This is a genomic window from Blautia sp. AF19-13LB, from assembly GCF_003479105.1.
Lineage (GTDB): Bacteria > Bacillota > Clostridia > Lachnospirales > Lachnospiraceae > Fusicatenibacter > Fusicatenibacter saccharivorans.
This window is the reverse complement of the sequence record NZ_QUGO01000004.1, coordinates 206,165-229,421: the sequence shown is the minus strand read 5'-3', so window position 1 is coordinate 229,421 and position 23,257 is coordinate 206,165. Positions and strand designations below refer to the sequence as shown.

The following is a 23,257-nucleotide window of genomic DNA, read 5'->3' as shown; positions in this document are numbered from 1 at the left end:
TAAAAAATCCCCGAACATAAAACACCTTTTCTGTGCCTTACGTTCAGGGAGAATGTTTCCATCCACGGTACCACCTGAATTCCAGAAGAATACACTTCTGCTCATTCCGTACAGGATTTAACTTTTTTCATCCGATACGGCATCCCGGTAACGTGGGAACTACGTTGGAGCCTACTTGGAAAACATTGCTGTCCGCTTTTTCTGTTCAGTCCACTGCTCGAGGGCTACTTCCGCAGGCACGCTCACGGAGATTCTCACCAGCCATCTCCTCTCTTTGCTTTGCGCCGCCAGGTACTCCTCCCTGTCACTGCATTTTAGGTTTTGTTTTTTCTTAAATTACTGTCTATTATAGTCAGAAATGCCGCTCGTTGTCAATCGTTTCGCGCCCTTTTCTTGACTTTTCGCCCTGCGTGTGCTTTACTTAATCAGGTTTGTCTAATTAAAATAAGGAGTTTATACCCATGATGATTACATACACACAGGAAGAACTCTCTTCCATTGTCCACGCATTTGCTTTCCCGGGAACGATTACAGACTGGACGCCGCACGGGAACGGCCATATCAACGATACGTTTCTGGTGCGCTCCACCGAAAACGGCGTCCTCCGCAAATCGATTCTGCAGCGCATGAACCGCACCGTTTTCCACAATCCAACGGAGCTGATGCAGAATATTGCACAGGTAACATCATTTCTGCGGAAAAAAATCACAGCCGCAGGAGGAGATCCATTCCGCGAGACGCTGAACCTGATTCCGACGACAGACGATGCCTGTTTTTTCGTCGATGAGCGCGGAGAATTCTGGCGCGCATTTCTCTTTATTTCCGATGCGTCCTGCTATGATGCCGTGACAGATCCAAAGCTGTTTTACGAGACCGGTAATGCTTTCGGCCGCTTCCAGCAGATGCTCTCCGATTTTCCGTCCGCCTCTCTTTTCGAGACGATCCCGGATTTCCACAACACACCGCTCCGCTACCAGGCGCTTTTACAGGCGGCGCAGGCGGATCCGAAAGGACGGCTGAAAAACGTTTCGGATGAGATGGCGTTTTTCCTCGACCACGCAGACGATTACGGCGTAGCCGAGCGCATGAAGGCCTCGGGCGAGCTGCCGCTCCGCGTAACGCACAACGATACGAAGCTGAACAACATTATGATTGATGACAAAACCGGCGAGGGCATCTGCGTCATCGACCTGGACACCATTATGCCGGGACTGTCGATCTTTGACTTCGGCGATTCCATCCGCTTCGGCGCGAATACGGCTGCTGAGGACGAACAGGATGTCTCGAAGGTGTCTCTTTCCCTTCCTCTCTTTGAGAGCTATACAAAAGGCTTTCTCGCAGGCTGCGCAGGCTCTTTGACCCGCGCGGAAGTCGAAATGCTGCCGATGGGTGCAAAATTAATGACCCTCGAATGCGGCATCCGTTTTCTCGCCGATTACCTGATGGGCGATACCTACTTCAAAACCGCTTACCCGGAGCACAACCTCGTACGGGCGCGGACACAGATCGCGCTTGTAGCGGATATGGAGGAGAAATGGGGCGAGATGGAGAACATCGTCGCACGGGCTTCGTTTTCCCACTAAGCACCCGCATAAATTCACAGCATCAAAAAGACACAGCTGGAAGTATCTTTCTGCCTTCTGCTGTGTCTTTTTTGTTATCTTTCTGCTATATAATATGTTTTATATTATGCTCTCGGAACGCTGACAATCTGCAGATCGTATTTCTTCAGCATCTCGCCGCCCTGTACTTTCTCGCCGGTCAGGATATCTTCTTTTCCGTCGAAGACTGCCGGAAGCGGAATCTCCTCATCTTTGAAGTTGATGATAAAGTACAGATCCTCGCCGTCTGCCTGGCGTTTTGTGATCTCAAGTGCTGTTGCTTCTCCAATCACCGGCTGGATGGCTGCGCCGTCTGCTGCCATAGCAAGAACTTTTGCAAGGCCGCTCTCAGAAAGTTCGGTTCCGACATAATATACGGTTCCTTTTCCGAACTGATTTTTTGCAACAGCAGTCATGCCTGCATAGAAATCGCTCTCATACTGTGCGATTTCTTCAGCTCCTTCGAGGTGCATCAGGTCGCATACGAGACGGCACTCTTCCTCGGTTCCGTCTGCGAAACGGATCTTGTTTCTCTGCTCCGGTGCAAGAGCGTCGATCTCTTCTACCCATACGCCTGCCATTTTTCTGAGCGGTCCCGGGTATCCGCCGAGATGAACGTTGTCCGACTGTCCGACAATACCGCTCATGTAGGTGGTGATGAGGGTTCCGCCTGCCTGTACATAAGCCTCCAGGCTCTCTGCCACACCGTCTTTTACCATGTAGAGAACCGGTGCTGCAACGAGGTCATATTTGGAGAAGTCCGCGTCGATCGGGATCATATCGACAGCGATGTTCTTGTTATAGAAGTAATTGTACATCTGCTCGATCTGGTCTACGTAACGTAAATCGCGGTTCGGTCCGCTGGTGTACTCCAGTGCCCAGTAGTTTTCCCAGTCGAAGATGATGCCGACTTTTGCGTGGTTCTCGGAGCCCATCACACGGCTTCCGATTTTCTCCAGTTCTTTTCCGAGCTGGGTTACCTCACGGAAGACACGGGTATCTGCGGTTCCTGCGTGTGCGATAACAGCACCATGGAATTTCTCGCATCCGCCGACGCTTCTTCTCAGCTGGAAGAACTGAATCGTGTCTGCGCCGTGTGCAACGGTCTGATAGCTCTGTGCGCGCATCTGGCCCGGTTTCTTTAAGGAGTTGTACGGCTGCCAGTTCTGCTGGCTCGGAGTCTGCTCCATCAGCATGAACGGTGCGTCTTTGAGGCCGCGCATCAGGTCGTGGGTCATAGCTACGTGGCTCCATGGTGTATTGTAGCTCGGGTAGTTGTCCCAGGATACGATATCCATTTCTTTTGCCCACTTGAAGTAGTCGAGACCTTTGTACGTTCCCATCAGGTTTGTGGTGATCGGTGTTTCTTTGTCGTATTTGCGGATCGCGTCACGCTCCATTTTGTAGTTGTTCAGCATGCCGTCGGAGTTGAAACGCATGTAGTCGAGGGACATTCCTGCAAATGCAGTGCCGCTTCCCCATGGCATTCCGTCTCCCAGATCGTTCGGCGGTACAATCTCGTCCCAGTCGTAGATGGTGTGGCCCCAGAACTCCATGTTCCATGCCTTGTTGACTTCATCGAGTGTTTTGTATTTGTCTTTCAGCCATACGCGGAACGCTTTTGCACAGTTCTCGCAGTAGCACTCGCCGCCGTACTCATTGCTGATGTGCCAGCAGACGATGTTTTTGTTGTCGCCGTAACGCTCTGCCAGTTTTTCTGCCAGGCGCTTTGCATATTTCTGGAAAACCGGGCTGTTCGGGCAGGCATTGTGGCGATGACCGAATTTGTGATGGCGTCCTTCGAAATCGGTTCTTGCCACTTCCGGATAACGGTGTACCATCCATGCCGGGAGTGCGCCGGTGGATGTTGCCATGACGATCTGGACGTCCTCTTTTGTCAGGGTGTCTACGATCTCATCGAGCTCTGTAAAGTCGTACTCATTCTCGGACGGCTGGATTTTTGCCCAGGAAAATACGTTGATCGTGGTGCTGTTGATGCCGGCCTGATGGAAAAGTTTCATATCCTCATCCCAGATCTCTTTTGGCCACTGGTTTGGGTTGTAGTCTCCTCCGTATAACATTTTTTTGAATTTTGGCTGCATTTTTTTGATTCCTCCTGTGTTTGGATATCTCGTTTTGATGGCTCTATTATATACTGGTCTTTGTGAGAAAAGTATGATATGCTTGTCTAAAAAGTATGAATTTTCGAAACTCATTCCGGAATCTTATTTTAGACTTTTCTTTCAGAAAGGAACTGACTGTTATGCCTATTTTCTTTAAACCATCCGCCTCCGATTTTTCCCTCTCCGCTGACAGCATCGGCAACCGCTGGCTGCAGGAGCCCGTTGTGCGCCCGAACGGATTCCCCTTATATCACTGGATTCAGACGGAACGCGGCGAAGGGCTGCTGACCCTCGAAGGTCAGGAACTTTTGCTGAAACCAGGTGACGGTGTTCTGATTGCTCCGCATGTGCCGCATGAATACCGCGAAAACGACGGCAGGGAGATGTGGTTTACATCCTTTCTGACCTTTGACGGAAAGCTCTCCGATGATCTCTATAAAATCTGTGCCGTCTCGCCGTATCTTTTCGTTCCGGCCTCAGAGGGCGCGTGGTTTCAGGAATGGATTGACCGCATAATCGACTCACACTTTCTGAAAAATGACATCGACGATGCTGCGCTCTCCGTCGGATGCTTTGAGTTCCTGACACGCCTTTCCCAGCTCCGCACCGGCCTTTCCCGGACGGAGCATCCGCTGTATCTCCAGTATGTCCGCCCGGCAATGCAGGAAATCGAAAGTCATCTTTCCGACCCGATCAATGTGGATGATCTCGCGGAACAGCTCCATATCACGCCGCAGTATCTGACACGCCTGTTCCAGCGTTTTGTCGGCAGCTCTGTCCGCTCGTACATCAGCGTTCTGCGCATCAGCCGCGCCAAGGAGCTTCTCATCAGCCGTCCCTACACTACGCTCGACGGCATCGCCGCCCTCTGCGGCTACCGCGATGTCAGCTACTTTATCTCGGTTTTCCGCCAGCAGACCGGGACAACGCCGAAGCAGTTCCGGAAGCTGTACGGCATATAATCTGAAACACCCCTCTTTCCGGCGCCAAAAAAGATCCTCCGTCTCATTTCACAGACGAAGGATCTTTTTTCGTTCTCTCTTATTTCATGCTTTTCAGAATGCTTCTCGCAACCGACAGTCCGTTTGCGCTTGCCTGCTGGAGGCCGCGGGTTACGGATGCGCCGTCGCCGATGGCGCGGAGACCTTTGACGCTGGTGCAGAAGTCTTTGTCTACGACAACTTTGTTGGAATAGAATTTGACTTCTACGCCGTACAGCAGTGTCTCATCGCTGGCGATACCCGGTGTTACTTTGTCGAGGGCTTCGATCATCTCGGCAATGTCGACCATGATACGGTGCGGGAAGACCAGGGAAAGGTCGCCCGGAACGGCATCTTTTAAGGTCGGGATCAGGTTATTGCGGCAGAGACGCTCTTCTGTCGTTCTTCTTCCGCGTTTGAAATCGCCGTACGTCTGAACGAGGATCTTGCCGTCGCAGAGCATGTTGGAAAGCTGTGCGATCTGTTTGCCGTACTCGATCGGGGTTTTAAATGGTTTCGTAAAGTTCTTGGATACCAGGAGGGCAAAGTTCGTGTTGTTTGTCTTGAACTCCTGGGATTTGTAGGCGTGACCGTTTACAACTGCCAGACCGTTTTCATAATACTCAGTTGCCACCTCACCGGACGGGTTCGTACAGAAGGTACGCACTTTGTCGTCAAAAGTCGGGGTATAGTAAACGAGTTTTGCCTCGTACAGGTTCTTGTTCAGGAACTCCATGACCTCGTCGCGGACTTCCACGCGGACACCGATATCGACGGTTCCGACCTCGGTCTCGATGCCGTGGCCGTTGCAGATATGTGAGAACCAGTCGGCTCCCTCGCGGCCTACTGCGGAGACAATCTCATCTGCCTCGTAAACCGTTCCGTCCTCAAGTGTTACAGCTGTCGCACGGCCGTCCTCGATCGTAATATCATTGACCATCGTGTTGAATTTCATTTCCACGCCGATCTCTTTTAAGTGATCCTCGAGGCGGCTGTAAATCTTGTAGCCCTCCTCAGTTCCGAGATGGCGGATTGGACATTCGATCAGCTTCAGGTTGGCGTTGATCGCTCTGCGGCGGATCTCACGGATCTCTTTTTCTTTATCGACACCGTAAACATTCTTGTCTGCGCCGAAATCCAGATAGATCTGGTCGGACTCATGGATCAGCTCAACCGTCTTTTCATATCCTAAAATCTCCGGCAGATTTCCACCGACATCCGGGGAAAGAGAAAGCTTTCCGTCGGAAAATGCGCCTGCTCCGGCAAATCCCGTTGTGATCGAGCACGGTTTGCAGTTCACGCATTTTTTCGTTTTTCTCTTTGGACACTGACGGCTCTCGATCGAACGTCCTTTTTCGATCATCAGCACCTTCAGATCCGGTTTTTCTTTCAGCAGTTCATAGGCACAGAAAATACCTGACGGGCCTGCGCCGATAATAATGACATCATATTTCATTCTTTTTTAATTTCCTCTCGTTTTTTATCCCATCACGATCAGATACTGGCCGTCCGGCAGGGCAAAGACTTCGCTCTGCTCTTCTAATTCTGCATCCGACATTTCTTCCACGTCCATGCCCTCTTCTTCCATGTAGGCGCGCACGTCGTCCAGATTGTCGGCAACGACTGCAAGGCAGTCCTCCAGAAAGGCCTCTGCCTCATCGTAATTTTCAGCCACCGGCTCGTCGAATAACTGGCCCTGATTCATTAAAAATGTGTTGATGCATTCTTCAGTATATTCTCCCATTCTGGTTTTCTCCTCTGTTCGTTTTATTTTTCCTGATTCTTTCTGTGAAAAAGCGTTAAGATTTCCTCCGGCCGGTCGAGCAGCTCCATCGCATGGTTGTCGATCAGCTCCTGGCGCGGGCGGAATCCCCACGTCACACCAACGGTAAACATGCCTGCGGCGTTTCCGGTCTGCATATCCGTATTGGTATCGCCAAAGTACAGGCACTCTTCCGGTCTGGCGCCGAGTGCGTCTGCAATCGCGAGCGCACCGATCGGAGACGGCTTTCTCGGGATTTCTGCGGTCTGCCCCTGAATCCGGTTGAAAAAGCCCGGTCCGTACACGCTCTCCACGACGTGGATGGCCGCCTCGTGCGGCTTGTTGGAACATACGGCAATCGGAACTTCTTCCCGCAGCGCGGTCAGGGTTTCCCGCATATTAGGATACGGTTTTACGTGATACAGCGGGTCCTCGTTGAACCACGCGCGGCCAAGGCGGATGCCCTCCTGCAGATAGTTGAGCTCTGCATCTCCGGCGTCTTTTAAAGCGCGCTCCACTGCCAGATCGAAACCGTCTCCAGCGTAAAAGTTGAAGGCTTCTACCGGGCGCGGCACAAGTCCAAAATGTTCCAGAACGCGGTTGACTGCGTGCGCAATCGACTCTACAGTGTCTGCGATGGTGCCATCCAGGTCAAAGATACAAGCTTTTATCATATTCTGACTTCCCTTCTTTTTCTCTTTTGTTCTTCGATTTTCTTTCTTCTCTCTCTTCTTGTCCGCAATCATTATATCCTGTATTTTTTCCCTGCGCAACCATATTTTCTTTTCCGGCACTTTGTGCTAAAATGAATCTGTTTTTCAGATTCTTGGAAAGGAAAAAAAGAGAATATGAATCAGACTGTGAAAATATTTTTTACCGATATGGATGATACCCTGCTGAATTCCGAAAAGCAGGTGACAAAAGAAAACATGGATGCCATTTCAGAGGCACTTGCTGCCGGCCACAAAATTGTGTTCAACACCGGCCGCCCGCTCTCCGGCTTTCTGCCGATCTTAAAAGAGCTCGGACTTGACCGCGAAGGCTGCTATGCCATCGCTTTCAACGGCGGACTGATTTACGACTGTGCTGCAAAGAAAACGCTGTACCGCCGCACGATTCCGCTCGAATATGCACGCGTGATCTTTGAAAAAACGCAGGAGGCAGGCCTCTACTGCCACACCTACTCCGACACCTCCCTTCTCTGCCGCCATGCAGGCGAGGAAACGCGCGTTTACACACAGGCAATCCACATTCCCGTCGTGGAAGATCCGCTTCTGCCGGAACACCTCGCCGAGGAACCATGCAAGATGATCGTGATTGATCTCCACGACCGTACAAAAATGGACGCTTACCGCGCTGCCATGGAGCCGTGGGCAAAAGGAAAAATTTCGATGTTCTACTCCAGCCCGCATTACCTCGAGCATGTCCCGGAACACGTTTCCAAGGGCCATGCCGTGAAAAAACTCTGCGAGCTTCTTCAGATTCCGCTTGCCAACACCGTGGCTACCGGAGATCAGGAAAATGATATTTCGATGATCGAGGCCGCTGCCGTCGGTGCCGCCATGAAAAATGCGACCGATGCCGTAAAGGCGAGTGCCGATTATATCACGGAAAACGACTGCAATCACAGCGGCGTGGCGGAGATTCTTCGTAAGTTTATCCTTGCCTGATTCTGTTTCTGTGTCAGGAAACCTTCTTTTTCTTGTTTTCTTTGGCACTTTTTCCGAATTCTGTAAGATTTTACTTTCTTTTTTGTTGAAACTGTATTACAATAGTTTCAAAGGACGGCATTTGAAAGGAGACTTGAATCGAGATGTCACGAAAATCAAAACGTATTCTGCTTACTCTGGCTTCTGCCGCTGTCGGCGCAGCCTGCGGTGCGGCAGTCTATTTTATCCGGAAAGGAAAAGCAGATCTTGAAACAGATTTTGACGATTTTAAAGACGAATTTGAAGAGGAAGAGCCTGCTCCTGCTGAACGTACTTATACGACCCTTCCGAAAACGAAAGGTGCGGAGGATGCTGCACCGGATCCGGAATCTGCAGCTTGCAATAAAGGTTCCGAAACAGCTGATACAGAAGCTGAAAGCGCAACCGCAGAGTCCGAAGAAGAAGACGCTGAAAAAGAAAGCTGTGCGGATCGTGAAGTTTCTCCGCAGGAAGAAAGCGAAGTAACCGCAGAATAAAACCCAAAAACAGAATATAGAAACATAAGGAAGTAATTCCTGGGGAGGGAAACCTCCCCTTTTTTATGGAAAGGAGATTGTTATGGAACTTGCAAAACGCGATGACGTTCCTGTAGAACTTACCTGGGACCTGTCTTTAATTTATCCAACCGAGGAGGCCATGCTGGCTGATGCGCAGAAAATGAAAGAATTAAGTCTTTCTATGGAAGCATCCTACAAAGGAAACCTCACCGATGCAGCCACGATCAACCACTGCCTCGACGATTACCAGGAGGTCTACCGTCTGATCACACTGACCGCCAACTACTGCGATCTCGCCGTTTCTGTCGACTATTACAACAGTGCAAACCAGACGCGCAACGACCGCATCAACAGCCTGATCTCTGAGATTTTCAGCCGTCTCACCTTTATCGAGAGCGAGCTTTCCGAACAGTCCGAGGATGTTTTGAACGAGGCCATGCAGCAGTCAGATACGAACCGCTGCTATCTCGCCGAGATTCTCCGCAACAAGGCACACCGCCTGAGCCCGGAAACCGAGCGTGCCATTTCCGCTCTGTCCCAGACCTTCTCGGCTCCGTACCAGATCTACAACATGGCAAAGCTTGCCGATATGAAATTTGATTCTTTCACCGTAAACGGAAAAGAATATCCGCTCGGCTACTCCCTGTTTGAAGATAATTACGAATACGAAAAAGACACCGATATCCGCCGCAGTGCATTCTCCGCCTTTTCTGCAAAAATCAGACAGTACGAAAATGTAACGGCAGCTGCTTACAATGCCCAGCTGCAGACAGAAAAGACCATGGCCACGCTGCGCGGCTTCAATTCCGTCATCGATTCTCTGCTGTTCCCGCAGCAGGTCAGCCGTGAGCTGTACAACCGCCAGATCGATCTCATCACCACCCGCCTGGCTCCGCATATGCGCAAATATGCCCGCCTGCTGAAAAAGGTTCACAACCTTGACCGCATGACCTTCGCCGATCTGAAAATCGCCGTCGACCCGGAGTACGATCCGTCTGTCACGATCGAGGAATCAAAACAGTACATCGAAAAAGGCCTTGCCATTCTCGGTGATGATTACGTTTCCATGATTCAGGAGGCCTACAAAAAACGCTGGGTTGACTTTGCACAGAACCAGGGAAAATCCACCGGCGGCTTCTGTGCCAGCCCGTACGGAAAAGGTTCCTTTATTCTCTTAAGCTGGAATAACCGCATGGCAGATGTTTTCACGCTGGCGCATGAACTCGGCCACGCCGGCCATTTCCGTCTCTGCAACGGCGCACAGGCGATTCTCGATACCGAGGTTTCCTCTTATTTTGTCGAGGCGCCGTCTACCATGAACGAGCTTCTTATGGCTCATTATCTGCTGAAAACGACCCCGGACAAACGGTTCCGCCGCTGGGTTTTAAGCTGTATGATCAGCAACACATATTATCATAACTTCGTCACCCATCTGATGGAGGCTGCTTACCAGCGCGAGGTTTACAAGCTCATCGATGCCGGCGACAGCGTACAGGCTGAGACGTTAAGCAGCATTATGAAAGAGACCCTGCAGAAGTTCTGGGGCGATGATGTGGAAATTTCCGATGACGCAGCGCTCACCTGGATGCGCCAGCCGCATTACTATATGGGACTTTACTCCTACACCTACAGCGCCGGACTGACCGTTGCCACACAGGTCTGCAAGCGCATCGAAACCGAAGGCCAGACCGCTGTCGATGACTGGAAAAAGGTACTGACCGCCGGAAGCACGAAGACACCGGAAGAGCTGGCAAAAATGGCCGGCGTTGATATCTCGACGGATGCACCTCTTCTCGATACGATCGAGACGATTGGATCGATCATCGATGAGATCTGCGAGCTGACCGAAGAGCTGGGCTGCTGATCCTGTCCGCATTGTAACTCTCTATCAAACAGTAAAAACGGATTGTTCCGTCAGTTTTTGTTACTGGCGAAGCAATCCGTTTTTTTCATATCTTTTTTCACGCATTCCAGCACTTTTTCAGAATCGCAGCTGCCTCTGCAATCTCCTCCTCAGAAAGCCCGGCGTACCCAAGCAGCACTGTGCCGCCCTGTGCGGGATCTGCGGCAGCGCCGATGCAGTACCGTTCCAGCCCGTACACGCGCACACCATCCTCTTTTGCCCGCTGCACCGCCTCCGCTTCGGAGAGTCCTCTCGGCAGGTGGACCAGCACATGGACGCCCGCATTCTCGCCGGACACCGTGTACTCCCGCCCAAACTCCTTCAGAAGCCGGATCAGCAGGTCGTGTTTCCCTTTATACTGTGCACGCATCCGGTTCAGATGGCGCTCGAACGCGCCGCTCCGCATAAACTCTTCCAGAATCTTCTGGTCCGTCTTCGAAACTGTCGCGGAAAAGCATCTTCCGTTCTCCTCGTAGGCAGGCAGCAGCGTCTCCGGCAGCACCATGTAGCTGATGCGGATGGACGGCGCAATCGCCCGCGAAAACGTTCCAAGATAGATCACTTTTCCCTCTGTGTCATTGCCCTGCAGTGCCGGGATCGGGCGGCCCTTGTAGCGGAATTCACTGTCGTAATCATCCTCAATCAGATACCGCCCATTTTCCCTCGATGCCCACGCAAGGAGCTGCATCCGCCGCTTCATCGGCATGACCATGCCCATCGGGAACTGGTGCGACGGCATGATGTACGCCAGATCCGCCCCGCTTTTTTCCAGCTCCGCCGGCCGCATGCCCGCTTCGTCCATCGAAATCGTACACATCGCATAGCCAAGCTTCGCAAAACAGCGGTAGGCACTGATGTAGGTCGGATTTTCCATCGCCACTTTATGGCCACGCCCTAAGATCACCGAAAGCAGCATCAGCAGATAATCATTTCCCGCTCCGACGATGATCTGCTCCGTGCGGCAGTTCACGCCGCGTGCGTGGTGCAGATAGTCGCGGATTGCCTCCCGAAGACCGTGCTCGCCCTTCGCATCCCCGAGCTGGAACAGGCTGTCATCTGCGTCCAGCAGGACTTCTTTCGAGATCTTCTTCCAGCTGTTCTGCGGAAATCCGCCCGGCGCCGTACCGGTCACGGCAAAATCGTAGCGGAACGGCATCTGTTCCGCGGCATCATCCTCTTTTGTCTCCTCTTTCTTTTCATCGAGGCGGTACAGCCCCTCAATCTCACAGACAAAGTAGCCTTTGCACGGCACACTCTCCAGATACCCTTCGGATACCAGCTGCTCATACGCCAGATCCACGGTACTCCGGCTCACCGACAGATAGCCCGAAAGCGCCCGCGCCGACGGCAGCCGCTCCCCTGCACGGATCCGTCCGCCGCGGATTTCCTCGCGGATAAAACCGTAGATCTGCTCATAGAGCGGTGTCTTCCGATGCGGATCCAGCGAAATCGTCAATTCATTCATCTTCCCATCTCCCTGACAAAAAGAACAGCCGCTTGGGATGTCGGTTTCATCCAGGCGGCTGCTCTGTTCCATTTCAAAATTCTTATTTATTTCGCTGCCGGCAGCTTGAAAGAGCTCTTCAGAGATACGATACGGTTGAACACCAGCGCATCCTCTTTGGAATCTTTTGCGTCTACACAGAAGAATCCGTTTCTGACAAACTGGAAGCTGTCATATGCTTTCGCATCTTTTAAAGACGGCTCCAGATAGCACTCTTTTAATACGGTCAGGGAATTCGGATTCAGGTTCATGGAACCATCCTCGTTGTAAACGCCCTTCTCCTCGTCGATCAGGTTTTCGTACAGACGGCACTCTGCTTTGACAGCGGTCTTTGCTGCTACCCAGTGGATTGTTCCTTTTACTTTTCTTCCGTCCGGGGAATTTCCTCCCTTGGACTCCGGATCGTACGTTCCATGGATTACGGTAATATTTCCGTTCTCGTCTTTCTCGCATCCGGTGCAGGTGACGAAGTATGCGTTCATCAGGCGGACTTCATTGCCCGGGAACATACGGAAGTATTTGCGGACCGGCTCCTCCATGAAGTCTTCGCGCTCGATGTACAGTTCTCTTCCGAACGGTACCTGACGGCTGCCAAGCTCCGGATTCTCGAGGTTATTCTGTACTTCCAGCATCTCAATCTGGTCTTCCGGGTAGTTGTCGATGACAAGTTTCACCGGATTTAAGACTGCCATGGTACGGGCTTTTTTCAGCTTCAGATCCTCGCGGATGCAGTACTCCAGCATCGCATAGTCAACGGAGCTGTTTGCTTTTGATACACCGCACAGATCTACGAATTTCTTGATGGACTCCGGTGTAAAGCCTCTGCGGCGGAGTGCTGCGATGGATACGAGACGCGGGTCATCCCAGCCGTCTACCACGCCGTCCTCTACCAGCTTTTTGATGTAACGTTTTCCGGTAACCACGTTAGTCAGATACAGCTTTGCAAACTCAATCTGGCGCGGCGGCATCGGATATTCCAGCTCGCGTACAACCCAGTCGTACAGCGGACGGTGGTCCTCAAACTCCAGCGTACAGATAGAATGGGTAATGCCTTCGATGGCGTCCTCGATCGGATGCGCGAAGTCGTACATCGGGTAGATGCACCAGGTATCGCCGGTTCTGTGGTGATGCATATGGGCTACACGGTAGATAACCGGGTCTCTCATGTTGATGTTCGGTGATGCCATATCGATTTTCGCACGGAGTACTTTGCTTCCGTCCTCGAATTCGCCGTTTTTCATGCGCTCGAACAGGTCCAGGTTTTCCTCTACGGAACGATTGCGGTACGGGCTCTCTTTTCCAGGCTCGGTTAAGGTTCCGCGGTACTCACGGATCTCCTCTGCGGACAGATCGCAGACGAATGCTTTTCCTTTTTTGATCAGTTTTACGGCTGCCTCATACATCTGTGGGAAATAATCGGATGCGTAGTACAGATGATCTTTCCAGTCTGCACCAAGCCACTGGATATCGGCTTTGATGGAATCAACAAACTCGGTTTTCTCTTTCGTCGGGTTTGTATCATCGAAACGCATGTGGAACTCTCCGTTGTACTCCTGTGATAAACCGTAGTTTAACAGGATGGATTTTGCATGTCCGATATGAAGATAGCCGTTTGGCTCCGGCGGGAATCGTGTGCAGACATGGTCGTAAACGCCCTCTGCCAGATCTTTGTCAATCGCAAGCTCGATAAAATTTTTGGAAACAACTTCTTTTTCTTCCATAATAAGGTCAGGCCTCCCTCGAATCTTTTCGTTTGGAGCACTGCCCCGAAAAGGGCGCAAAATGCTCTGTGTATTTTATCACTATAACACAAAAGCATTCTCCTGCAAAGCATTTTTTTCGATACACAAAGCCGCCGGAGCGGACCGGTGCCTATTCTTCTGCCTCGTGTGCGGTCACCTGGCGGTGCTCCACGGAGGTCGAGAACACGATCTGCGTCCGCGTCCGTCCAAAATGCTGCAGCTCGCCGATAAACTGGTCGAGCTCAATGGTACTAACAAAAAGGCCCTCAATGAGCATGGAGTAATCACCGGTAACGCAATTACATTCCACGACATTGTGGACCTTTTCAATATAGGGATAAAATTCTTTTTTCTGAACCGGCTCAACCTCAAGGTTGATGAACGCTTTGATCGGATATCCCAAAAGCGCCGGATTTAATTTGACCTGATATCCTGTAATGTAGCCTTCCTTCTCCAGCCGCTCAATTCTGGCGGAAACTGCCGGGGAAGATAAAAATACGTGTTCCGCGATTTCTTTCAGCGGCATCCTGGCGTTTTCCCGAAGGAGATTCAGGATTTTTGCATCGATGTGATCGAGCTCATGGCGCATCGCATCGTTCTTGCTTTTTTCATGTTTCATACGCTGCTCTCCTGTTTTTTTCACTTTTATACTGTTCAGCATATCACGTTCGCCGTTTTTTGTCTACGAAAACGTGTCCTCGCGGAAACTGCTTTCGAAAAATAAGTAAAAGTGCCTCTTCCCCTTGGTATTTAAAATCAAATGCAAAAATAAATAAGATTCCACAGTTCTTCGGCGGCGGTATTTACAAATTTCTGCCCTGGTGTTATTCTTCCGGTATCGAAAGGCAAAGCAAGAATTGTTTCAGACAATATACACAACTCAATGCGTGCAGAAAGAAGGAGATTATTATGAAAACAAGAATTGAAGCAGATTCCATTGGTTCCCTTGAAGTCCCATCCGACGCCTACTACGGGGTACAGTCCCTGCGGGCAAAACGGAATTTTCCCATCACGGGAACGTCGATCCACCCGGTCATGATCCAGAATCTGGCGAAAATTAAAAAGGCAGCTGCCATCTCCAACCGCGAAGCACAGAGACTGCCGGAGGAAAAAGCGGCTGCCATTATCTATGCCTGTGATGAAATCATTGCCGGCAAATTAAAAGACCAGTTCATCGTTGACGGCATCCAGGGCGGCGCCGGAACGAGTGCTAATATGAACGCAAACGAAGTCATCGCAAACCGCGCCATCGAAATCCTGGGCGGCACCAAGGGTGATTATACCATTGTCCACCCGAATGACCACGTCAACATGGCACAGTCCACAAACGACGTTATCCCAAGTGCAGGAAAACTGACCGTGCTCGATCTGCTCCCGGATCTTCTGCATGCGCTCGAGTCACTCCACGCAGCACTGCTCGATAAGTCCCAGGAATTTGACCACATTTTAAAGATGGGAAGAACCCAGCTTGAGGACGCTGTTCCGATGCGTCTCGGCCAGAGCTTCCACGCTTACGCAACGATGATCGAGCGTGATATCCGCCGGATCGAACGCGCCAGAAAAGAGCTGTTCACCCTGAACCTCGGCGGAACAGCCATCGGTACGACGATCAATGCTTCCGATTACTATCTCCACCACATCGTGCCGACCCTCGCTGCTGTGACAGGCTATCCGCTGATGCAGGCGGACGATCTGTTTGACGCGACGGAGAACCTCGACGGATTTGTGACGATCTCCAACACGTTAAAGACCTGCGCCGTCAACCTCTCCAAGATGTGCAACGACCTGCGCCTGCTGTCCAGCGGACCGCGGACCGGATTCGGCGAGATCAACCTGCCGCCGATGCAGAACGGATCCTCGATTATGCCGGGCAAGATCAACCCGGTTATCCCGGAGGTTGTGACACAGGTTGCCTTCCATGTCATCGGAAACGACACCACAATCACGATGGCGGCTGAGGCTGGCCAGATGGAGTTGAACGCGTTTGAGCCGGTTGTCTTCTACTCCCTGTTCTCTTCCATCACCTCGATGACAGGCGCTGTGAATACGCTTGTGAAGAACTGTATTCTCGGCATTACCGCAAATGAGAAACGGTGCGAGGATCTCGTTTCTAAGAGTGTCGGCATCACAACGGCGCTCTGCCCGTATATCGGATACCAGAAAGCGGCCTCGATTGCAAAGAAATCGCTGAAGACGGGCGAGAGTGTTACTTCTCTGGTTCTGAAAGACGAACTGCTGACACAGAAACAGCTCGACGACATTCTCGATCCGTACGCTCTGACCGGACCGGAACTGCCGGCAGAAGACGATCTGGCTGGCTGAATGTAACTGCTGCTTTCCTTCATAATTTCTTAATGATACGCAAAAAGGCTTCCCGGATTTTCTTGCTGTCCGGGAAGCCTTTTTCTGTCGTTTTCTTTTATATCAAACTCTGTTTAGATTCTCGCTACGCCGCTCTTCCTTGCTGCCTCTGCAACGGCTGCTGCCACCGCATCTTTGACACGCGGATCAAAGGCTGCCGGGAGGATGTAGTCTGCGTTCAGCTCTTCATCGCTTACCAGGCCTGCGATTGCGTAAGCTGCTGCGACCTTCATTTCATCGTTGATATCAGATGCTCTCACATCGAGCGCTCCGCGGAAGATGCCCGGGAAGCAGAGTACGTTGTTGACCTGGTTCGGGTAATCGCTTCTTCCTGTGCTGACAACGGCTGCTCCTGCTGCTTTCGCCTCGTCCGGGAAAATCTCCGGCGTCGGATTTGCGCAGGCAAAGATGATCGGATCTTTTGCCATCGTACGTACCATATCGGGAGTGAGCGTACCCGGCGCAGAAACGCCAATAAAAATATCGGCTCCTTTGATTACCTCTGCAAGCGTGCCCTTCTCATGGTTGTAGTTTGTGATCTTCGCCATCTCCTCTTTGATCGGGTTGAGGCCGTCGCGTCCCTCGTAAATCGCACCTTTGCGGTCTGTCATGATGACGTTTTTGAGACCCATCGAAATCAGCAGGCGGATAATGGCGATTCCGGCTGCACCGGCTCCTGAGGTAACAATTTTGACTTCATCCAGTTTCTTTCCAACCAGTTTCAGCGCATTGATGACACCGGCCAGTGTGATCACGGCTGTTCCATGCTGATCATCGTGGAAAATCGGAATATCACAGCATTCCTTTAATTTCTTCTCGATCTCAAAACATCTCGGTGCGGAGATGTCCTCCAGGTTGACACCGCCGAAGCTTCCTGCGAGAAGACGCACGGTATTGACAATATCATCCACATCCTTGCTGCGCACGCAGAGCGGGATTGCATCGACACCACCGAATTCTTTAAACAGCACGCATTTTCCTTCCATGACCGGCATGCCGGCCTCCGGGCCGATATCTCCAAGTCCGAGAACTGCGGTTCCATCTGTAACAACAGCTACCGTGTTCCATCTTCTGGTCAGCTCGTAGCTCTTGTTGACATCTTTCTGAATTTCCAGGCACGGCGCCGCCACACCCGGTGTATAGGCAAGACTCAAGGCATCTTTTGTATCTACGGCCGCCCGGGAAGTGACCTCAAGCTTTCCGCGTAATTCATAGTGCATTTTTAATGATTCTTTTGCGTAATCCATCGCTTTTTTCCTCCATTTCATGTGTGACTGCGTCTCATTAATAATAGGAAGAGAGATTCACGCGTCACACGGGATGTCTGTTCGCTGCACCCCTATTATAACAAGCGTTCTCTAAATTTCAACCGGTGTTTTGATTAATGAAAAAATTTCTACTTTTCCGCCAAAAACGGCTGCTTCATTTGCGAAATTTTATCAAAAATACTCTTTTTCTTTCTCTCAGCCGCAGTCCGATCCTGCCCGGAGGGCTTTTTTTGCTTTACAGTAAAATTCAACAAAGTTTTTTATAAAGCAAAAAATCTGCCCGCCTCCCATCCTTTTCAGACTGGAAAACAGACAGATTTTTTTCTTTACTCCGCCACAATATTCTGCAGCCAGACTCCTTTCTTGACAAGGACAAATCCAATCACGCACTTGATCAGGTCAACCGACATAACCATAAAGTAGATTGCGTAGATCGAAAGTCCGGTAAAACGGCTCAGGCAGAAAGCCACCGGCACACTGACAACCCAGATGAATACGCTGTCGAACAGGAACGTGATGATCGTTTTTCCACCGGAGCGCAGGGTAAAGTAGCTTGCATGCAGGAATGCATTGACCGGCATGAACATGGCCACTTCCACGATGAAGATTGCCGCCATGTGGCGTACTTCGTCCGTCGTGTTGTAGAGGCGTGGGAAGAGCGGAGCCACGAGCGCCATCAGCGCGCCGATCACAATACAGAGTAATACAGAAAACGTGATCAGCTTCGTATCGGTATCCTTTGCCTCTTCCATCCTTCCGGCTCCGAGGAGCTGTCCGACGATGATGGCAACGGAATCGCCGAGTGCGATGAAAACGACGTTGAACAGGTTCGAGATCGTGTTGGAGATATTCATCGCGGCTACGACATTCAGTCCACGCACGGAGTAACACTGCATCAGGATCGCAACGCCGCCGGCCCAGAACGTTTCGTTCAGCATCAGCGGTGTTCCTTTGATGAGGATCTGTTTCGTCAAAGCCGCCGGAACACGGATCGTGCGGTACAGATGCTTCGTAAAACGATATTTTTCTTTGTTTCCATGCGTGCGGATCAGCACAATCGCCATCTCCACGTAACGGGACAGCACCGTTGCGGCTGCCGCGCCGACAACGCCGAGCTGCGGTGCACCGAATTTTCCGTAGATTAAAATGTAGTTAAAAACCAGATTAACGAAGACAGCGGTAATACCGGCCTTCATCGGAAGCATTGTCTCGCCGCATTCGCGCAGCGTGCTGGCATAAAGCTGCACAAACAGGAACGGCGGGAGTCCTACCAGCATGACCTTCATATAAGAAATGCCATAGGCTAATGTCGCATTCATGTCCTGGCTTCCCTGATCGCCTGTCAGGTAGAGACGAATCAGAGGCTCGTGCGCACCAAGGAAAATAGTGATTGCCGCTGCCGTCAGGATCACGCCGATCCAGAGCTTGAAGCGGAAGGTGTTTCGCACACCCTCGTCGTTGCCCTGTCCGAAATACTGCGCAGTGAAGATTCCTGCGCCAGACACGCCTCCAAAGATACAGAGGTTATAGATAAAAAGAAGCTGATTGACGATCGCAACACCGGACATCTGCTCGGTGCCGACCTGTCCTACCATGATGTTGTCGAGAAGGCTGACAAAGTTGGTGATACCGTTCTGAATCATAATCGGCATCGCAACGCCAAGCACCATCAGGTAAAACCGTTTGTCCCCAATAAATTTTCTGTGTTTCTGCATGGTTTCCCCCTTTTCTTGCTGTATAAAATAAATGACATAAATCGGAGCCCTTCTGGATTTCTCCAGGCAGGCCCCGAACAGTAATGCTTATTATACACGATTCATGTTTAGAAAGAAAGATCCTTTTTATCTTTTTTCTGGCTTTTTTTGACATAAATCGCCGCAGTTCCAATTGCTTCAACAGGATTTTATTTTGTTTTTCCCATCATCTTCTCAAATTTTCCCGGAACTTTCACATAAACCTGGTATTTCTCCTTGTCAATGCTGCAAAGCGGCACAAAGGAAATGCCATCAACCGAAAAGTGCAGACCGTCTTTCTTTTCCACCTGCGCATCCAGTGTTTCTTCCGTTAATGGCAGGTGCAGGAAATCTTTTTCTTCCGTCAGCGCTGCCAGTACGTAAGGGCCATACAGCAGTGCTGCCGTATCACGCACATCTGGTGTCTTCTCCAGTCCTCCTTCTTGACCTTGATTTCATCCGCCCGGATCACATCGCGCCTTGTCTTTTCGGACGTCAGCAGCTCGATAAGATCCTGTTCCTGTGGACTTTGTCAAATCAATTTCTCAAGTAATGACAGAATCACCTTCAGCACACCGGCCAGTACCATCACAAAGATGGGATTCTTTTTGCCTTTCCGTAATAGAACAAGGCAGATGATAAAAATCGCGACAAGACTCCAGTTCGTCTGGGCCAGCCGGATGACCGTTCCGCCTTCGCTGCCCCAGAACGCCGTGACCAGGATCGAGATTCCTGCCGAACCAATCATGGCCACAACCGCCGGGCGGAGGGAGTGGAGGATTCCCTGGAGCATTGCCATTTCGCGGTATTTTAAATATAGCTTCGCAAGCAGTGTGACGAGAATACACGACGGCAGAATACATCCAAACGTTGCCACGAGCGCTCCTGGGATGCCTGCGATTTTAATTCCGACGAAGGTTGCCGAATTGACTGCGATCGGCCCCGGTGTCATCTGAGAGATGGTGATAAGATCCGTAAACTCCGACATCGAAAGCCAGCCGTGTCCCTGCACCACCTGTCCCTGAATCAGCGGCATGGCCGCATAGCCTCCGCCGAAGCTGAGCAGGCCGATCTGGAAAAAGCTTAAAAATAGCTGAAAATAAATCATTTCGCACCCCTCCGTTTCGCCAGAATCGTCCGCACCGCACCGATGACACCGCAGACCAGTACAATATAAATCACGTTGACCTTGAAAAAACAGGCTGCTGCAAACGCACAGACAAGAATCACCAGCGACAGCGGATCTTTTTCTTTCACAACCCCGGCTCCCATCTCATACGTCACGGATGCAATCACGGCTCCGACGCCTGCCTGCATTCCTTCGAGCATCTGGCTCACGAAAAAATTATCCCGGAACGCCTGATAGCAGACCGAAATCACAGAGATAATCAGAAACGGCGGAATAATCGTTCCAATAATCGAAACCAGCACACCAATCATCCCCGCCAGTTTATACCCGACAACAATCGCCCCATTCACCGCAATCGGCCCCGGCGATGACTGCGCAATCGCCACCAGATCGAGCATCTCATTCTCCTCTATCCAGTGGTACTCATCCACAAATTTCTTCTTCATCAGCGTCACAATCACATAACCGCCGCCGAACGTAAATGCACTCAGATACAGCGTGGAAAGGAACAGCTTCTGCAGTACCTTACGTTTTGACTCCATTCTTTTCACCTCGTTTTTTCCGATCTGTCTCCCGTTGTTTTTATATAATGAAAAAATCCCGGTTTCCCGGGATCTTTCATAGTAAGCTGATGACGGGAATCGAACCCGTGACCTCCGCCTTACCAAGGCGACGCTCTACCGACTGAGCCACATCAGCATTCGCAAGTTGTTTTGTTTTTTTGTTAGCTCCTTGCTACATTTGGTATTCTATCAAAACTATAGTGAATTGTCAACAGTTTTTTCTACAAATTTGAAAATTTTTATTTGTTCACAGATTTTCCTGCACTTTTGACAATTCACCGTAATTTTTTCGGTTGTTTTCCCATCTCACGAACAGACCTCCCGCACTTTACTGCGTATTCTCTGCAGTGCATTGTCGATTGCCTTCGGCTGCTTTCCAAGTTTTTCTGCAATCTGCGTATAATCGTACCCTTTCAGATACAATTCCAGCACCTGGTACTCAAATTTGCTGAGCCGTTCTTTGATCCGCTCATGCATGCCGATTACGTTTTCCCGGCTGATCATGATCTCCTCCGGTGTCTCCTCGTCCACCAGGCGCAGCTCCTGCTCGGAAACCGGTTCGCTTAACGAAACGAAGCTGTTCAGCGGTTGATGCTTCTGGCGCTGGGACGATGCCACTGCAGAATACATCTGACGGTCGATGCACAGGCCGGCGAAGGTGGCAAACGATGCCTCCTTCCCCGGTTTGTAGTCACGCACTGCCTTAAAAAGTCCGAGCATGCCCTCCTGGATCAGATCCTCGTGATCTCCGCCCACCAGGTACAGCGCCCTCGCCCTGGTCCGCACCAGCGATTTGTATTTGTCGATCAGATAATCGGTAATCTCGCGTTCTCCTGCCCGCAGACGCGCAATCAGCTCCTCATCCGTACAGGTATCGTAATCTTTCACCATCATATCTCTTGTATCCTTCATCTTTCTTCCGCCGGAGCGTAATGTGATTTTCCGCAATTTCTAGCAGCTTCTCTGTCTTACAATCTCATAAGCGAGCACGCCGGCTGCCACGGAAGCGTTCAGAGAGTCGATATCGCCTTTCATCGGAATTGTGGCTGTGAAGTCGCAGTTTTCTCTCACCAGACGGCTGACACCCTCTCCCTCATTTCCGATTACAAGGCCGATCGGTCCTTTGAGGTCGAGATCATACATTCTCTGTCCGTTCATGTCCGCGCATACAAACCAGATGCCCTTTTCCTTCAGCATTTCCATGGTCTGCACCAGATTCGTCACCTTTGCCACCGGTGTGTAATTTAATGCACCTGCCGACGTTTTGGCAACGGTTGCTGTCAGGCCGACTGCGCGGTGCTTCGGCACGATGACACCATGTGCGCCTGCCAGGTTTGCGGTACGGATGATCGCACCGAGGTTATGCGGATCCTCAATGCCGTCCAGCAGAAGGATAAATGGCGGCTCTCCTTTCTCCTCTGCGCGCGCGAGGATGTCCTCAACGGTTGCATAACTGTAGGAAGCCACCTGTGCAATGACACCCTGATGCTTTCCGGTGGTGGACAGCTCGTCAAGACGTTCTTTTTCTACATAATTGATGATGGTATCGTGTTTTTTCGCCTCACGGATGATCGTGCGGATCGGGCCGTCCTGGCTGCTTGCAAGGACGAACAGCTTGTCCACGGTCTTGCCGGAGCGGAACGCCTCGATGACAGCGTTTCTTCCCTCTACCATGCCGCCTGTAAACTCCTCATCCGCCTGCTGTACTTCCTGTTTTCTGTCTCTGTCACGGTAATCTCGTTTCCCCTTAAAGTCACGTTTTTTTCCGTCTCTTCTCTCAAAGTTTCTCTTGTCGTTTCTGTTGTTTTCTCTCATATCATTCCTGTTCCGCGGTCCCAAAAGCAGTGGGAACTTTTGCTTTTTCAAAAGCCCCACTGCCCTGCCGCTTCTTTTTTATTTTCTGAATCTTATCTGCTCTCACACTTCGCCAAGTCCTGCCCGGATCAGGTCGATCATCCGCTTGTAATCCCCTTTCAGGTACAGATACCCCATCACGGCCTCAAACCCGGTTGCCCGGCGGTAGTCGATCGTGGACGCATTTTTTGCCTTGGTATAGGATTTCGCATTTCTGCCTCTTTTATAAATCTGTTTTTCCTCTTCGGTAAACAGCGGCTCCAGAATTTCAATCATCGCCGACTGTTTCTCCGCCTTTACAAGCCCTGCCGCATGGCGGTGCAGCTTGTTGACCTGCATATTTGCTTTCCGCACCAGAATCGTGCGGATGACGATCTCATACGCAGCATCCCCGATGTAGGCCAGCGTAAGCGGCGAATACATGCGGATGTCATGCTGTTCCAGTCCGAATACCTCCGAAAGATAATCCTTCTCCCCGAAAACCGCCTCTGGAAAAAGCTCCTCGTTTTCTGTCTCTTTGCCCACTTC

The 23,257-nt window shown here is 51.0% G+C and carries 21 protein-coding genes, 1 tRNA gene and 1 other annotated feature; of the genes, 6 read left to right on the top strand and 16 right to left on the bottom strand.

The features are described from left to right. Positions 1 to 41: 41 nt before the first annotated feature. Positions 42 to 317: a binding site (T-box leader), on the bottom strand. 144 nt (positions 318 to 461) lie between these two features. After that, on the top strand, positions 462 to 1,583 hold the full coding sequence (locus tag DWX32_RS06110) for a phosphotransferase enzyme family protein (RefSeq protein ID WP_117509740.1): 1,122 nt from the start codon (positions 462 to 464) through the stop codon (positions 1,581 to 1,583). Between the two features lie 104 nt (positions 1,584 to 1,687). On the opposite strand, the gene DWX32_RS06105 is transcribed toward DWX32_RS06110, so the two are convergent. Then, positions 1,688 to 3,703, bottom strand: coding sequence for a beta-galactosidase (locus DWX32_RS06105; RefSeq protein ID WP_117760556.1), 2,016 nt, complete (start codon positions 3,701 to 3,703; stop codon positions 1,688 to 1,690). 161 nt (positions 3,704 to 3,864) lie between these two features. On the opposite strand from DWX32_RS06105, the gene DWX32_RS06100 reads away from it, so the two are divergent. Beyond that, on the top strand, positions 3,865 to 4,686 hold the full coding sequence (locus DWX32_RS06100) for a helix-turn-helix transcriptional regulator (protein ID WP_117760557.1): 822 nt from the start codon (positions 3,865 to 3,867) through the stop codon (positions 4,684 to 4,686). Between the two features lie 79 nt (positions 4,687 to 4,765). On the opposite strand, the gene DWX32_RS06095 is transcribed toward DWX32_RS06100, so the two are convergent. The 3 genes from DWX32_RS06095 to DWX32_RS06085 are packed head-to-tail and all read right to left on the bottom strand — an operon-like array spanning position 4,766 to position 7,140. Continuing rightward, positions 4,766 to 6,160, bottom strand: a complete 1,395-nt coding sequence (locus DWX32_RS06095) for an NAD(P)/FAD-dependent oxidoreductase (protein WP_022463087.1) — start codon at positions 6,158 to 6,160, stop codon at positions 4,766 to 4,768. 24 nt (positions 6,161 to 6,184) lie between these two features. Then, complete coding sequence (locus tag DWX32_RS06090) at positions 6,185 to 6,448, bottom strand: hypothetical protein (RefSeq protein ID WP_055221292.1); 264 nt, start codon at positions 6,446 to 6,448, stop codon at positions 6,185 to 6,187. Between the two features lie 23 nt (positions 6,449 to 6,471). Beyond that, complete coding sequence (locus DWX32_RS06085) at positions 6,472 to 7,140, bottom strand: HAD family hydrolase (protein WP_055221324.1); 669 nt, start codon at positions 7,138 to 7,140, stop codon at positions 6,472 to 6,474. Positions 7,141 to 7,314: 174 nt separating this feature from the next. On the opposite strand from DWX32_RS06085, the gene DWX32_RS06080 reads away from it, so the two are divergent. The 3 genes from DWX32_RS06080 to pepF all read left to right on the top strand — a co-directional run bounded on the left by DWX32_RS06080 (position 7,315) and on the right by pepF (position 10,536). Further along, complete coding sequence (locus DWX32_RS06080) at positions 7,315 to 8,136, top strand: Cof-type HAD-IIB family hydrolase (RefSeq protein WP_118659417.1); 822 nt, start codon at positions 7,315 to 7,317, stop codon at positions 8,134 to 8,136. 143 nt (positions 8,137 to 8,279) lie between these two features. Beyond that, the gene (locus DWX32_RS06075; protein ID WP_118659416.1) at positions 8,280 to 8,651 is read left to right on the top strand and encodes a hypothetical protein; all 372 of its coding nucleotides are present in this window, start codon (positions 8,280 to 8,282) and stop codon (positions 8,649 to 8,651) included. Between the two features lie 82 nt (positions 8,652 to 8,733). Next, a complete protein-coding gene (gene pepF / locus DWX32_RS06070) occupies positions 8,734 to 10,536 on the top strand; it encodes an oligoendopeptidase F (RefSeq protein ID WP_173827511.1) in 1,803 nt (600 codons plus the stop codon). Positions 10,537 to 10,633: 97 nt separating this feature from the next. Here pepF and pdxR read toward each other — a convergent pair whose 3' ends face one another. From pdxR to DWX32_RS06055, 3 genes are all read right to left on the bottom strand, one after another. After that, positions 10,634 to 12,040 (bottom strand): MocR-like pyridoxine biosynthesis transcription factor PdxR, encoded by a 1,407-nt coding sequence (gene pdxR, locus DWX32_RS06065; RefSeq protein WP_055267548.1) that lies wholly within the window; start codon positions 12,038 to 12,040, stop codon positions 10,634 to 10,636. An 86-nt stretch (positions 12,041 to 12,126) separates the two neighbouring features. Then, positions 12,127 to 13,800, bottom strand: coding sequence for a glutamine--tRNA ligase/YqeY domain fusion protein (locus tag DWX32_RS06060; protein ID WP_022463080.1), 1,674 nt, complete (start codon positions 13,798 to 13,800; stop codon positions 12,127 to 12,129). 151 nt (positions 13,801 to 13,951) lie between these two features. Then, positions 13,952 to 14,440, bottom strand: a complete 489-nt coding sequence (locus tag DWX32_RS06055) for an Lrp/AsnC family transcriptional regulator (protein ID WP_022463079.1) — start codon at positions 14,438 to 14,440, stop codon at positions 13,952 to 13,954. Positions 14,441 to 14,730: 290 nt separating this feature from the next. Between DWX32_RS06055 and DWX32_RS06050 the strand changes: the two genes are divergently transcribed. Further along, on the top strand, positions 14,731 to 16,143 hold the full coding sequence (locus DWX32_RS06050; RefSeq protein ID WP_118659415.1) for an aspartate ammonia-lyase: 1,413 nt from the start codon (positions 14,731 to 14,733) through the stop codon (positions 16,141 to 16,143). A 113-nt stretch (positions 16,144 to 16,256) separates the two neighbouring features. Here the strand turns inward: DWX32_RS06050 and DWX32_RS06045 are convergent, their stop codons facing one another. From DWX32_RS06045 to DWX32_RS06005, 9 genes are all read right to left on the bottom strand, one after another. Next, a complete protein-coding gene (locus DWX32_RS06045; protein ID WP_055267479.1) occupies positions 16,257 to 17,429 on the bottom strand; it encodes an NAD(P)-dependent malic enzyme in 1,173 nt (390 codons plus the stop codon). A gap of 347 nt (positions 17,430 to 17,776) precedes the next feature. Beyond that, a complete protein-coding gene (locus tag DWX32_RS06040) occupies positions 17,777 to 19,165 on the bottom strand; it encodes an MATE family efflux transporter (protein ID WP_118595589.1) in 1,389 nt (462 codons plus the stop codon). A 188-nt stretch (positions 19,166 to 19,353) separates the two neighbouring features. After that, positions 19,354 to 19,599, bottom strand: coding sequence for a hypothetical protein (locus DWX32_RS06035; protein WP_055227132.1), 246 nt, complete (start codon positions 19,597 to 19,599; stop codon positions 19,354 to 19,356). A gap of 116 nt (positions 19,600 to 19,715) precedes the next feature. After that, positions 19,716 to 20,291 (bottom strand): chromate transporter, encoded by a 576-nt coding sequence (locus DWX32_RS06030; protein ID WP_118659414.1) that lies wholly within the window; start codon positions 20,289 to 20,291, stop codon positions 19,716 to 19,718. Continuing rightward, positions 20,288 to 20,854 carry a chromate transporter gene (locus tag DWX32_RS06025; RefSeq protein WP_118659413.1) on the bottom strand — a complete coding sequence of 189 codons (567 nt, stop codon included), beginning with the start codon at positions 20,852 to 20,854 and terminating at the stop codon, positions 20,288 to 20,290. Before DWX32_RS06025 ends, DWX32_RS06030 begins: the two co-directional genes overlap by 4 nt. 84 nt (positions 20,855 to 20,938) lie before the next feature. Then, positions 20,939 to 21,011: transfer RNA gene (locus DWX32_RS06020), tRNA-Thr, on the bottom strand. A gap of 170 nt (positions 21,012 to 21,181) precedes the next feature. After that, entirely contained in the window at positions 21,182 to 21,787 is a 606-nt protein-coding gene (gene sigH / locus DWX32_RS06015) for an RNA polymerase sporulation sigma factor SigH (protein ID WP_226906387.1), read from the bottom strand. 39 nt (positions 21,788 to 21,826) lie between these two features. Continuing rightward, complete coding sequence (gene rlmB / locus DWX32_RS06010; RefSeq protein ID WP_055221331.1) at positions 21,827 to 22,549, bottom strand: 23S rRNA (guanosine(2251)-2'-O)-methyltransferase RlmB; 723 nt, start codon at positions 22,547 to 22,549, stop codon at positions 21,827 to 21,829. Positions 22,550 to 22,792: 243 nt separating this feature from the next. After that, positions 22,793 to 23,152, bottom strand: coding sequence for a Mini-ribonuclease 3 (locus DWX32_RS06005; RefSeq protein ID WP_055221333.1), 360 nt, complete (start codon positions 23,150 to 23,152; stop codon positions 22,793 to 22,795). Positions 23,153 to 23,257 lie beyond the last annotated feature (105 nt).

What these genes read in the sequence shown, in the direction of transcription:
- DWX32_RS06095 (WP_022463087.1), bottom strand. Translation starts at nt 6,160, where the DNA reads ATGAAATATGATGTCATTATTATCGGCGCAGGCCCGTCAGGTATTTTC.
- DWX32_RS06030 (WP_118659414.1), bottom strand. Translation starts at nt 20,291, where the DNA reads ATGATTTATTTTCAGCTATTTTTAAGCTTTTTCCAGATCGGCCTGCTC.
- pdxR (WP_055267548.1), bottom strand. Translation starts at nt 12,040, where the DNA reads ATGAATGAATTGACGATTTCGCTGGATCCGCATCGGAAGACACCGCTC.
- rlmB (WP_055221331.1), bottom strand. Translation starts at nt 22,549, where the DNA reads ATGGTAGAGGGAAGAAACGCTGTCATCGAGGCGTTCCGCTCCGGCAAG.
- DWX32_RS06080 (WP_118659417.1), top strand. Translation starts at nt 7,315, where the DNA reads ATGAATCAGACTGTGAAAATATTTTTTACCGATATGGATGATACCCTG.
- DWX32_RS06060 (WP_022463080.1), bottom strand. Translation starts at nt 13,800, where the DNA reads ATGGAAGAAAAAGAAGTTGTTTCCAAAAATTTTATCGAGCTTGCGATT.
- DWX32_RS06025 (WP_118659413.1), bottom strand. Translation starts at nt 20,854, where the DNA reads ATGGAGTCAAAACGTAAGGTACTGCAGAAGCTGTTCCTTTCCACGCTG.
- DWX32_RS06090 (WP_055221292.1), bottom strand. Translation starts at nt 6,448, where the DNA reads ATGGGAGAATATACTGAAGAATGCATCAACACATTTTTAATGAATCAG.
- DWX32_RS06105 (WP_117760556.1), bottom strand. Translation starts at nt 3,703, where the DNA reads ATGCAGCCAAAATTCAAAAAAATGTTATACGGAGGAGACTACAACCCA.
- DWX32_RS06050 (WP_118659415.1), top strand. Translation starts at nt 14,731, where the DNA reads ATGAAAACAAGAATTGAAGCAGATTCCATTGGTTCCCTTGAAGTCCCA.
- DWX32_RS06100 (WP_117760557.1), top strand. Translation starts at nt 3,865, where the DNA reads ATGCCTATTTTCTTTAAACCATCCGCCTCCGATTTTTCCCTCTCCGCT.
- DWX32_RS06045 (WP_055267479.1), bottom strand. Translation starts at nt 17,429, where the DNA reads ATGGATTACGCAAAAGAATCATTAAAAATGCACTATGAATTACGCGGA.
- sigH (WP_226906387.1), bottom strand. Translation starts at nt 21,787, where the DNA reads ATGAAGGATACAAGAGATATGATGGTGAAAGATTACGATACCTGTACG.
- DWX32_RS06055 (WP_022463079.1), bottom strand. Translation starts at nt 14,440, where the DNA reads ATGAAACATGAAAAAAGCAAGAACGATGCGATGCGCCATGAGCTCGAT.
- DWX32_RS06110 (WP_117509740.1), top strand. Translation starts at nt 462, where the DNA reads ATGATGATTACATACACACAGGAAGAACTCTCTTCCATTGTCCACGCA.
- DWX32_RS06085 (WP_055221324.1), bottom strand. Translation starts at nt 7,140, where the DNA reads ATGATAAAAGCTTGTATCTTTGACCTGGATGGCACCATCGCAGACACT.
- DWX32_RS06075 (WP_118659416.1), top strand. Translation starts at nt 8,280, where the DNA reads ATGTCACGAAAATCAAAACGTATTCTGCTTACTCTGGCTTCTGCCGCT.
- DWX32_RS06040 (WP_118595589.1), bottom strand. Translation starts at nt 19,165, where the DNA reads ATGCAGAAACACAGAAAATTTATTGGGGACAAACGGTTTTACCTGATG.
- pepF (WP_173827511.1), top strand. Translation starts at nt 8,734, where the DNA reads ATGGAACTTGCAAAACGCGATGACGTTCCTGTAGAACTTACCTGGGAC.
- DWX32_RS06005 (WP_055221333.1), bottom strand. Translation starts at nt 23,152, where the DNA reads ATGTATTCGCCGCTTACGCTGGCCTACATCGGGGATGCTGCGTATGAG.